This is a genomic window from Mycoplasma zalophidermidis (assembly GCF_024742155.1).
Classification (GTDB): Bacteria; Bacillota_I; Bacilli_A; order Mycoplasmatales; family Metamycoplasmataceae; genus Mycoplasmopsis; species Mycoplasmopsis zalophidermidis.
Genome location: NZ_JANSFS010000006.1, coordinates 44,401 through 57,484, shown reverse-complemented (window position 1 = coordinate 57,484; position 13,084 = coordinate 44,401). Strand labels below are relative to the sequence as shown.

Here is a 13,084-nt window from a genome sequence, read left to right as displayed (position 1 = left end):
TCTTGCTATTTTCTTATCATTTTTTGTATTAATTAAATCATATGAAATATTATCAAGAACGTAATCGTCTGGATTAATATTTTTACCTTTGTAGATAAAAATAATATCATCGCTTGTAATTGAACCGGCTTTTTTATTTTCGGAACCAGATTTTAATTTTGCTTGAATTTTATTGTCGATTAATGCAATGATAGTTGCAGCGACTGTAGTGGAAGCTGCAAGTGTTGTAATTGTTTTTAAAATTTTTTTCATTTTTACTCCTTGTTAGTTTAGATGAATACAATGTTTTCTTAAAATTTGTTAGTATAAACACCTAAGAATAATCGCATTATAAAAAAAAAAAAAAAAAAAACGTTTTCGCTCTTATTCGATAAACGTTAAAAAATATGAAAATGTTTTTATAAATTTGACATTATTTGCTTTATCTATTTTAAAAAAGTAAAAATCATATAAATCGTTATTTGCAAATACTGCCAACGTGCAATACAAGTTAATTTCTTTAAAACATTCAGTAAAATATTCTGTTGTTTTATGATTATTTTATATTTACTCTAATTAATAATATGCTTCTTTGGGTAATTACATTAATATTTTTAGTCCTAATTATCTATAAATCTTTAATATAATCTGATAGTTAGTTTATTTGATTATTTATATATTATGTTATAATTTAAAATATTAATTTAATTAAAATTAAATACAAAAGGATTTGATAATATGCATAAAAAAACAAAAAAACAAAAAGTATTAAGTGCAACTATTGCAGCCATTACTCCGTTAACCACTTTATTGACATTATATTCTATAGTTGATCAAACCAATTTTAATAATGTTCAACCAATAATAGAATTTCAATTAGATAAACCGTTTTCTCAATTATCATCAAAAGATATTAATGATCTAAAAAACTATAAAATTACCTCCAAAAATAATTCTCAAATTAATTTTCTGGGGGTTTCAAAGAATAACGACAGCAATAGTTTAGTGATTAAATATCAAATTACTGTTGGAACAAAAAAATCTAGAGTATTTACCAAAATACTACCAATTTTAAACAATTCGACTCAAAAAAATATTGACACCACAGCTTCAAAAGCTGCTTTTGAAGAGTTAAAAAAACAAATCAGCGATTACATTTCTACTTTGGATAAGAATAAAGATAAAGCAACAATAGATGATCTTAATAGTTTAGTTAGTGAATCACAAAAAAACGTAGATAAACCTAATGCTAATAACGCCGAAATTATTTTAGAGACGAATAAATTAAAAACAGAATTTGATAAAGAAAAATACAAGAAGAAAATAAAGCTAGAACTTGAAAAAATCTCAAATATTGAAACACAAAATGATCATGCAAGAAGTTTTAAAGAGCAAACGATTTCTAAATTAACACAATTAATTAACTATGATAGAGCAGGTGTAATTGATTTAGCAATTGGGTTTGCCCAAGCTAAAGATTCTCAAACACAGATCGATATCTTAAATTCAATGACTACAAAATATGACACCACAGCTTCAAAAGCTGCTTTTGAAGAGTTAAAAAAACAAATCAGCGATTACATTTCTACTTTAGACCAAACTAAAGATAAAACAACAATAGATGATCTTAATAGTTTAGTTAGTGAATCACAAAAAAACGTAGATAAACCTAATGCTAATAACGCCGAAATCACTCTTCAAACTTATGAGTTAAATCAAAAATTCATTAATGCTAAATCTAGAAAGAATTTAAAAGATGAAATCAATAAATTAGCGAATGTTCAGACCAAAAACGACCAGGCAAAATTATTAAAAGAACAAACGTTAAAGAAATTGAATGAAATTATTAATAATAAAGATGCAACAAATGTTGAATTGGCCATTAACTTAGCTAAAGCTAAAGATTCGCAAGACAAAATTGATAGTTTAAACACAACTATTGAAAAAAACGACACTACAGCTTCTAAGGCTGCTTTTGAAGAGTTAAAAAAACAAATCAACAATTACATTTCTACTTTAGACCAAACTAAAGATAAAGCAACAATAGATGATCTTAATAGTTTAGTTAGTGAATCACAAAAAAACGTAGATAAACCTAATGCTAATAACGCCGAAATCACTCTTCAAACTTATGAATTAAATCAAAAATTCATTAATGCTAAATCTAGAGTTAATCTAAAAGGTGATATTGATAAATTAGCGAATGTTCAGACCAAAAACAACCAGGCAAAAGATTTTAAAGAAAAAACAATTGAAAAATTAAATCAAATTGTTAATAACGATCAGTCAACTAATATTGATTTAATTCTTGGTTCGGCTCAAGCAAAAGATTCGCAATCTCAAATTAATAGTTTAAATTCATTACAACCTATGGGTGACACCACAGCTTCAAAAGCAGCTTTTGAAGCTGTCAAAAATCAAATTAAAAATTATTTATCTTCTCTCGACCAAACTAGAGATAAGGATTTAATAACAGCACTTAATAATCTAGTTGACCAGAGTCAAAAAAACGTTGACAAAACAGATGCTCAAAGTCGTGAAATAATACTTTTGGCAAACAAATTGAACACCGAATTAGAGTTGACAAAATCTAAAAAACAAATCCGTGATTTACAAGAGCAATTAGACAGTGCGATAAAACCCCCTACTGTTTATATACCCGGAGATAAAAGTATTGAATCTATACTAAAGGATTACCAAGCTAAAATTAAAGAATTTAAAGATTCTTTTGAACTAAAAACAAAAGAGCTTTCAGATAAATTTCAAACAGAAATAATTAATGATGCTGATAATAAAGATGATTTCCCAAAATCATACAAAGAAATTCACAACTTGAATAATCCAACCAAATCATTCAATGATGAATTTATAAAGTTATTAAGCACTGAGGGGAAATGAGTAGAAAATCAACTAACATTAAGTGATGATCAAAGAGAGCATAATTCAATAATAGTTGATAAAATAAATAAATTACACCAGTTAAACTATTTATGACTAGTGCGCACAAACTTTGAAGAAAAAATTGAAACTTCTAGAGAAACTATTAGACATTTTATTAAGACATTAAGCACTTCAAAATACTCTACAATTGTTTCTGAACTAACAAACATTTTGAAATTAAAACCTTCTAATAATGCTTCTAATGATTATATTTTTAGTGAACAAAGTTCTGTTTCAGATTTGAATAAAATTAATCAAAATTTAAGGACATTACTATCCTCAATTCCAGGGAAAATCGCAAAGAATGATTTTAAAGAAGAAATTAAAGCGGACAAAAAAACAATTATTCCTGCAATATTGAATTTCTATCGCGAGAGTGATAATATTGATGAAGCCAAAAATCCATGAATAGTAAAAGTTAAAAATAAACAAACTTCATTACTTGAAACAAAAGCTCAAGAACTTCAAGATAGTTTACAAGGAATCAACGATGCAGATTATATAAACATACATAACAAAATAAATGAATATACTTTACTTAAAAATGATTATTTAGATGCTTATAAAAAATTAACAAAAGTGATAACTACTAAATTTGTCAATAACGAATTAAACAAACGACTTGGAAAAGATAATGATATTGAAAGTTTAATGAAAGCATTATTTGAACAAGAAAAATATGATAAATCTAACGCCTTGTTTATCAATTCAGCTCAAAGTGGGGTAAAAAACTTTTTATCTACTCAAAAAAATATTATTAACGAGATAATCAAAGGTATGGATTTATTACCAATTTCCACAGGAGTTAATGTTTTAGCAATTGGTGAGCAAGCTCGTAGCGCGTATGAAAGCATTGTTCGTTCAGAACTAACAAAATTAGAAACTCCTTTTACTGGGATATCAAATAAGATTAATGAATTTTTAACTAAAATTAAAGATAATAAATTGAAATATCAAAAATCATTCTATAGTGATGCAGATTGAAACTTAGAGTTGTTTAACAAATTCCTGCTAGCAGTTGATAAAGATAGTGGCGAAAATGTTGTTAAGGTTAAATCTATATACGATGAGTATGCTAAATGCATAAAAAATATTGAATCAAGTAATTTATCAGTTGGCGAAAAAATTACCGAGTTAACAAAATTGCTATCTCATGAAAACAATTACTTTAGAGGAATAACCCAGGCAATGAAAAGTTATTATGACAACAGAATGAAAAGCGAACAGATTAAAGATTTATTGACAAAGAAATTAATTGATAGTCAAATAATTTATGCTTTTGGTGTTGAAGATGATGGTAGCTATTCATCTAAACACAGCCTTGGAGGTTATGCGCAATTTAGTTATGAATCAAGTTTAGCAAGTAAAACAAACACACATAAATGAAGCGACGATAGCAAATATTTAGATGATTTGGGTTTATTATCACTTCAGGGTTCTTCTGAAGGTTTAGGATTAAGCGCAACGAAATATATGAAAGATATTTCACGTTTAATCAATAATAACACTTCAGAAAAAGTTGGAACTAACATCAAGTCCTTTGCATATGCCTTATTCTTACTGGTGGATGACCCAAATAACTCCAATTATATTCAAAATGATAAGAATTTAATCTTAGAAAGTAACATTTGAGATTGATACGGAAGTAATAATGATTATTGGGTATATTCACTATTTGGAGATGATGCTACTTATTGGTACCATGTTGGTGTTTACGAAATCTTGACTTATTTATTATTAGGTTTAATCGATGCTTACGAAGCTAAATATACCGAAATTAATAAGGCAAAACCTGATGGAGAATACAATTCAAAAGTCGAATTAGATTCAAATAAATCAAATATATTTAAATATGCTAAATTTATTCTTGATGTATATGGTGTTAATTCATTCAAAAGCTGAGTTAAAGTTAATGGTGAAAATAGTTTTAAAAACTTCAAAGAACAAACTCAAGAATTTGATCATGAAACTTTTGATAGAAACAAACCATACAATACCGTATCACAGGTTTCAATCGGCACTACTTTAAGTGGTAAAACAATTAGTAGTGTTGATTATGTAAATAATGGACAAACTAGTGTTGTTTCAACAGGTCAACAAGTCGATGCAAAAGCTTGAATATCGCAAAATGTTAAACCTAATTTATTCAAGACTTATGAACTACTTTATGAAGAATTTATTAAATTATCAAGTGTGAATGGAAGCGAATATATAAAACCTCTTATAAATAAGAAATTTATGTCACTAATTGATTCTTCCGTTGAAAACAAAAAGAAAATCAAACGGGATGTAATTAAAGACTATTCTGTCTTAGACACAAATAACTTAAAAGACTTTGCTTTATTGAAAGGTAAATATACTAAGTAAACAAAACCTCACGCATTGTGAGGTTTTGTTTTGTAAATCTGAAGTAATAAATATATTATTCTATCACTGCAGATTAAGATAGTCATAATCAATTAATTATGTGTAATTTTGGTAAAATTTTAAAGTTTAAAATCAGCTATTTTAATATAATATTAACGAACAAAATAAAATTGTTTTAACAGAGGAATAAAATGAAAAAAATAGTTACTTTATTAACGACGAGTGCTGCGACAGTAACTGCTGCCGGTACCGTGGTAGCAATTTTGGAATCTGAGCCTATCGTCAGATTTCAATGAAGTCAAAATGCATTAAATAAAAAACCGAGTTTACTTTCGAAACAAGACTTAAAAGTGTTGTTAAATCAAAATCGCTTTGGAAGTAAAGAAATTAACAATTTTCAAATTATCGATTATAACGATACAAAAGGTACTGTGACTGTTAAATTTAACTGAGATGGTACTAATGTAAACAGAAACAAAATCATTGTTTTCGATAATTTTAAGACAGCAAAAGATGATATATATACATCCAATTTGAGTGAAAAAGAATATAAATCTAAAAGTATATTAGATGTATATGATTCATTGATAAAAAACGAACCAAAATTACTTGTAAATACAAATAATGGCGACTCATATAGCGTAAAATACAATAATATATCGTTCGACAATGATAATAATTTAGTATTTGATGCGGTACTCACTAATAAAAATCCTGATTTTATCAGTGATTCATACAATCGTAAATTTAAAATTTCATTAAATGATATGAACCCCAACCCTGAATTGATTGCTAAAATTCATTCAGATGTTATGAACAGAATTAAAAAATTTATTGAACAACTGAAAAAATCCAATAATGTTAATAATTATCAAGAAATTATCAACTCTTTAGAATTATCGCTGAAAAACAACTCAACTTTTTCTGGTTTAATGATGCTAAAGAAAAAAATAAATCAATTAAATAAAGCTCTTGAAAATGCAAAAGTTAATAAAGAAGATAAAGATCAATTGATTAGCGCTTCACTTGAAAAATTAATTGAATCAATTAAAAAAGGTGAAGAAATTAAAAAAATTATGATTGCTGACCCAATAATATATAAAGATCAGATGGCTAAATTAGATGAGGCACTAATCAATTCACGCAAAATCAGAGATGCATCGCCAGTAATGGCGTTAAATCACATTGATGCTCAAACAGAAAATCAAATTATTAGAAATAATATTGACAATAAAACGGCGAAAAATTATCTAGAATTTAAACAAGGTATTCTCGATAAAATTAAAGGCGTTAAAGACGAATTATATGATTTTAATAAATCTATTGTTGGCGACAAACAACATCATGAAATTAAAGATAAACTTGTTGAATTGGATAAACTTGCTCAAGAATCTATTAATAAAGGTATATTGCCTCAAAAACAACAAGAATTATTGGATACATATAAAAAAATGACCAGAAGTTTACTGGATTTAAGAGGTCAAAACGCACAAATTGATAAACAAACAGACGAAATTAATAGAGTAAAACTTCAACAACTAATCAATAAAATTAATGATTCACTTGTCAGCGAAAAATACAACGATTTTAGAGATAAAGTTATGAAAAAATCGCTAAATGAATTGAACGAGTTTATCAAAAATAGTCAAAATGATGTTAATCTTAAACAATCACTAAAATATGTTGATGATATCAATTCATTAAGTAGGGCTTTTGAAAAATTCAATACCAACTATGGTGTTTACGTGAAAGAATTTAATTTGTTAGATACTCAATATAATTCGTTGCACCAACAAGTTGCAGATTTCAGGGATCAATTAAAAGATCCGATTTATAGAGAAATTGTTGCTAATATCAATCAAAAATTACCACAAATAGCCCCCCCCAATATTATTAAAGATGATCGTGATGAAATGACGGATAAAAACGTTAAATTATCAGATTTATTAAAAGGAATTAAAAGAGATAAAGATGTCATTGATAACGCAATTAAAAATTACAATGACCAGGTTGCCTTACTTGATAAATTAGCAAAAGATTCTAAGTATCAAAAAGCACAACAAAGCGACGCATTGAATTTACAAAAACAAACTTCACAAGATATTATTACAAAAGCTCAAAATGATAAATCTATTACCGCTCAAAACTATATAGATCAAACAGAAGCTTTAAAAACCAAAATTCAAGAAGCAGCTGTCAATGTTTACAAATCAATCGATGTAGATGTTGATAAATTACTAACTGAACTTAATAAAAATAGTGAATTATACAAAGATGAAATTGCTGCCTTAAATGCTGCTAAAGAAGCCAATAATCAAAACGGAACAAATAAAGCAAATGATTATGAAACTATTGCTGCTGCGCAAGAAGCTTTACTAAAATCATACAATTCTGCTTTAAAAACTTCAATGGACAAGAGTAAAAATGTCTATGAATCTGCTTATGACGAAGCGAAACAAAAAGCAAAAGTTGACAATCCTGACGTCTACGAGAGCGCTAAAAATGCATACCAAAGAGAAATTACAAAAATCAGTGATGAAGTTGCGAAAGTATCGATTGATGGCATGGACGACAAGCGTAAAGCATACGAAGAGGGTAAAATTGCTCTAGATAATGCTAAAATAGAATTCAAAACAGCCAAAAAACAAATAGATGAAGATAAAAAAGCTGAATATGAAGCCAAAGCAAGTGAAGTAAATGACTTAGTAAATAAATTATCTAATTATCCAGATGTTCTTAAAGAATTACAAAACACATTAACAAATGCTAATATCGCAGTTGGAAAAGATGTTAACGGATATGCTGATGATAAAGCTTTAGCAACAAACTTTGTTGCACAAATTGCGGCTTTAGATGATGCAATTAAATTGTCTAATTCAACAGCTAAAGAACTTGCTAAAAACAATTATGAAACAACTAAAAATGGTGCAGAATCTGAATCGAACTCTACAAATGAACAAGGATGCTCAGATTTAAAATCATCCTTTGATACCAAAATCAAAGAGATAGATGCTCAATTAGCTGAAAATTTAAAAAATGTCGATAATTCTAGTGAGGAAAAGCAACGTGAATTATACGAAAGTGCCCAAAAATCAATTGCAGATGCAAGAGATAAATTCATTAATGATAAAAAAGCTGTTAAAATCGCAAAACATAACGAATATCTTGAATTAGCAAAAAAAGTTGATGAATATTTAACCAATACATTAACAGGTGAATACAAAGATATTAACAAAACACTAAGGGATATAAAAACTAAGACAGATGCAAGGTCTGGTCTAAATAAAAACCCATCAATTACTCAATCTTTAGCAGATATTACTACTCTAGAAAAGGCTCTCGAAACTGCAAAATCTGAACAAAGTGTTCGTTATAATAAAATTTCAATTAAACAAGGTAAAGACACTGAATTTGACAATTTAACCAAACAATTAAATACCGATATTTACAGTTCGATTAAATCGTTTATGGATAACGCTAAATCAAAAGCTCAAGATACCTTAAATAAGGCTGTAGACAATCCTGAATCGCCAACGGAATTAATTAACAATGCGTATGATAAATATTCATTGACAATAGGTGAAATTAAGACTAAATCTGAAAAATCTAAACAGTTTAAAGATGGTTTTGACTCATTAAATAATAAATTAGTCGATTCTAAATATGCCGATTTAAAAAACGCAATTAAAGAAATGAGCGAAATTAAACCTGCTCTTACTGAATTTGATAATATTAAAGACAATAATTTAGAAAACACGAGTAAAGCTATTCAAAAAATATCTGAAATTAATACAGATATTGAAACTATCAAAACTAAATTTGATAATACCAAGACTCAATTAAAAGAATGAGAAAATAAATTTAATAAGTTGAAAACATCTCATCCTGAGCTTGCGAACGAAATTAATGATGCATTAGCAAAATTAACTGCAAGAACTAAAGAGGTTGCTCCATTTGCTGTAAATAAAAACGATTCTGCATTAAGTGAATTAAACAATTCGTCAAAACAAGATTATGATAATTTAGTTCAAAAAATTGAAATCAAGAAAAAATTACAACAGGAATATTCGGCGGAAATAGCTGAATTAACTGCTTTGTCTGGTGACGTTTTAAAAGCTAAGAATGCTCAAGAAAGTTATAACCCAGCTATTGCTGAAATTCAAAGAAAAATTGAAGTTGAAACCAAAAAGACAATTGATGATTCATGAGATGAGGAAACCATCAAAACAAAAATAGCTGAAATTAAGTCCAATATGATTAATTTATTTAAAGAATATAAACAAAATCAACTGCAACAAATCCAAAAAGATAAAGAAGAATTGAATAAAATTAGTCAACAAGTAGATGACTTACATTCAAAATTACCTAATTATTACAACCCTGTTAAAGATATTTACGATAGAAACAAATCAGCGCTTGCTAACGCTGATAACTTATCAAAAGCAATTAATGAAATTAAACCTGAATTACTAGAATTTAACAAAGTTAACTCAGAAGAGGTTGATAACATCCATAAATCTATTCAAAAAAATGTTGGTGATAAGATTAAACCTACCGAGGAAATATTATCCAAGATTAATTATGTTTTAGATTCAGTTGATTTTTTCAACAATGAACTTGAAAAAGAAAATGATGGAAAATTATTCAAACTTAATGGCATCAATAAAGAAGATATTGTAAATTTAAAAAATGTTGATTGAGAAAATATAAAAAATATTGATCAACTAACGCAAAAAATGAACGAATTGAAAAATAAATACTCAGAAATTGTTACTAAAAACATTGACGAAACTAATGCGAGAATAAATAGTTTAATTAACACTAAACAATCAAATTATTCAATTAATTGATTAGCGAACATTGGCACACCTCAAGGTCATAATATGACCGGCCTAAGAGACTTTGTAGATAGAGCTTTGAAGGAAAATTATTTAAGTAAATCATTTACTAAACTTAATAAAGTAAACGAATATCTAGATGGTATAAAACCGTTGGATAGAGAGGATATAGCAACTGTAATTGATAACAATATTAGTGATATAACTTCTAAAGTTGCTTCAGCCTCTGATTACCTTGGTAAATTATTAATTACTAGATATCAGCCAATACAATCGAATATGAATAATATAATTAAACTTATTAAATTCGACTTAGCAAATGAATGATTTGATAAGAAAGATGGATATATCAACAATGACTTAAATAGTGTTGGTACCAAAATGAAGAATATATACGACGAAGTCGAAAATTATTCTAAGCATGCTAATTACCAAAGCGCTAATTCTACTATTGAGGACTTGTTATTTGATGAATTTGCACCATATGTTAGTGAAGGAAATGATAAATTAGATATTTTCAGTCTAATTAATACACTAAAAACAATTGTTCAAAGAGCACAGGCTGCGTTAAACACAGTCAAAAATTAATTAAAAAACACCAAGAATATTCTTGGTGTTTTTTATATAAATTATTGAATCATTTTGTCTAGAGTTATAGCAATGGCATTAGTTGTGTTTTCGCCAATAATTAAGTCCGCTGCGTCTTTTGCTTCTTGAGTTGCATTGCCCATAGCAATGCCGATGCCAGGATGACTAAGCATTTCAACATCATTACCTGAATCTCCAAAAGCAATTACGTTTTCACTTTTAACATTAGCTAATGAGCAAACATAACTTAGGCCGGTTCATTTATTAACGTTTTTGGCATTAATATCTAAATATACCTTGTTAGTATATTTTACTTCGTATTTATTTCCTAAAACCTTTGAAAAATGAGTGTACTCGTTTAATATGTTATCTGTAGAACCACGCAAAGCGAGTTGTACGATATTGTCTTTATGATTGTGTGCGTAGGTAGAAAAAACATCGGGTTCAAGAAAGTTAAATTTTGTGATGTCCATAATATTTTGTTCTTTTAATCATGTTGGTGTTTGGCCTGGAGTTAAAAAACTAACTGATTCGTGAACTGTATCAACCCGCATTATGTAGTCGCTATTTAATGCTGTTTGGTAAAGTGAATCAAAAGCATCAATTTCTACTTTGCCTAGGATTTTAATTTCCTTTGTTTCCGGCGTATAAACCACCGCACCATTAGAAGCAATTATGTGTTTGAATAATGTTATGTTTTCTCCTAAGGCATTTAATACATTGCCTAGTGAACGACCAGTTGAGATTACATTGTAGTGCCCTGATTTTTGTACCTGTGCTAATGCTTGTGGAGTTTGTGGGTGCATTAAGTTAGCATTGGTAAATAATGTGCCGTCAAGATCGTAAGCGAAAATTTTAGTCATTTTGACCTCCTAGTTAATATAAGTAATTTTACCAAAATATTCACTTCAGTAGCGGCGATGAAAGAAATAATCTCGCTATGCGAGATTATTTCTTTTTGTTTTTATTGGCTAATGCGGAAGAATCGTAAGCATGTTCATCAATTTGCGCGTTTGGAGCAAAAGTTACTTTAGTGATTGATTTATTACCGCTGAAAGCTTTGGCAGCAACATAAGTAACTGAGTTAGCTGATAAGGTAGTAATCTTTTTAATTTTATCTCCAAAAGCATATGAATGAATTTTTGTGATTGATTCTGGCAATGTTAATGTATCGGTTGTTAAAGCAGCTTCGTCTAACTTAACACTGAATAAAGTTGAGTTAACAATCAATAGTCCTTGTTGATTGAATAATCCTTGTGGTAATGATGTTTTACCAAAAGGTGTAATATCAAATTCACAATTAGCATTTAATGTTAGAGTTTTAAGTTTGTTGATTTTAGCAAAAGCATCAGTTTCAACTTTGATAGCTTCTGGTAATATTATTGATTCAATAGTTGAATTTGAGCTAAACGCATTTGTTGAAACTGTTGTAACATGGTTAGCTTTAATTGTTTTGAAATCGCCAGTGTTTTTCTTTTCGAAAACTTTACCTGAAATTGTTTTAACATTGTCTGGTAAAACAATTTCAGTAGCATGAGGATTTGCTGTTTTGTATTTAGCCAAATCAAAACCATATAAGGTTTCGTTATAAATTAAGAAACCGTTAGCATCAAACATTTTGCTTGGCATTGATTTTAGTTTTGAACCAAAAGCTAGTGGGTGTAGTTTAGCGTTTGGTGAAATTTCAATTTTTTCTAAGTTTGGTGCTGCTAAGGCGTTTTCGCCGATTTCTTGAACATTTTTAAGTGTTAAGGTTTTGATACTTGAGTTATAAAATGCTGATTTTTCAACTTTGGTGATGTTGTCATTGTTGAATGATTCAATACCGCTACCAACAAATACAGACTGTGGCAAGGTTGTAATTGAATTAGCAAATTGAGGTAATGTTTTTAAATTCTCAGTGTCAGCAAATGATTCCTTGCTAATAGCTGTTAATACGCCTAAATTAAGAGTATTTAATTTCTGAGCATTTTTGAAAGCACCTTCACCAATTTTGGTTACTTTTGGTGCGTTAACAGTTACTAGTCCCGTCAAGTTGGCAAAAGTATTGTCATCAATTGAGGTTGTTGAGTTCACAGTAACTGCTTTAAGGTTTTTCAATGCGATGTCATTGAAATGGAATAAATTTTTGGGTAAATCAGTTATATTATTAGATTTAAATTCTTCCAATTTGTGTTTGAAAATTAGTGCTGAATTTCTAATTTTAGTGATTTTATCATCAATAATTAATACTTTTTGTTCAGAGTTTCTTAGTTGAATATAAGTATCACCATCAATATCTTCGTATAGATTACATGAAAGCGTAGCCAGAGGTGTTAAGGTAGTTAATGAGATTGCGCTTAATGATAATAGTTTTTTAAATTTCATTTTAG

At 28.3% G+C, this 13,084-nt stretch carries 5 protein-coding genes; 2 read left to right on the top strand and 3 right to left on the bottom strand.

All coding sequences use genetic code 4. From position 1 onward, the window contains the following. Positions 1-252: hypothetical protein (locus tag NW238_RS03420; RefSeq protein WP_216567901.1), on the bottom strand; the 252-nt coding region annotated here is incomplete at its 3' end. Positions 253-717: 465 nt separating this feature from the next. On the opposite strand from NW238_RS03420, the gene NW238_RS03415 reads away from it, so the two are divergent. Then, positions 718-5,286, top strand: coding sequence for a hypothetical protein (locus NW238_RS03415; protein WP_258451815.1), 4,569 nt, complete (start codon positions 718-720; stop codon positions 5,284-5,286). A 191-nt stretch (positions 5,287-5,477) separates the two neighbouring features. Continuing rightward, on the top strand, positions 5,478-10,712 hold the full coding sequence (locus NW238_RS03410) for a rhoptry family protein (protein WP_258451814.1): 5,235 nt from the start codon (positions 5,478-5,480) through the stop codon (positions 10,710-10,712). Between the two features lie 41 nt (positions 10,713-10,753). Here NW238_RS03410 and NW238_RS03405 read toward each other — a convergent pair whose 3' ends face one another. Together NW238_RS03405 and NW238_RS03400 are read right to left on the bottom strand one after the other, a co-directional pair. After that, the gene (locus NW238_RS03405; protein ID WP_258451813.1) at positions 10,754-11,575 is read right to left on the bottom strand and encodes a Cof-type HAD-IIB family hydrolase; all 822 of its coding nucleotides are present in this window, start codon (positions 11,573-11,575) and stop codon (positions 10,754-10,756) included. Positions 11,576-11,660: 85 nt separating this feature from the next. Continuing rightward, on the bottom strand, positions 11,661-13,079 hold the full coding sequence (locus NW238_RS03400; protein WP_216505696.1) for a leucine-rich repeat domain-containing protein: 1,419 nt from the start codon (positions 13,077-13,079) through the stop codon (positions 11,661-11,663). Positions 13,080-13,084 lie beyond the last annotated feature (5 nt).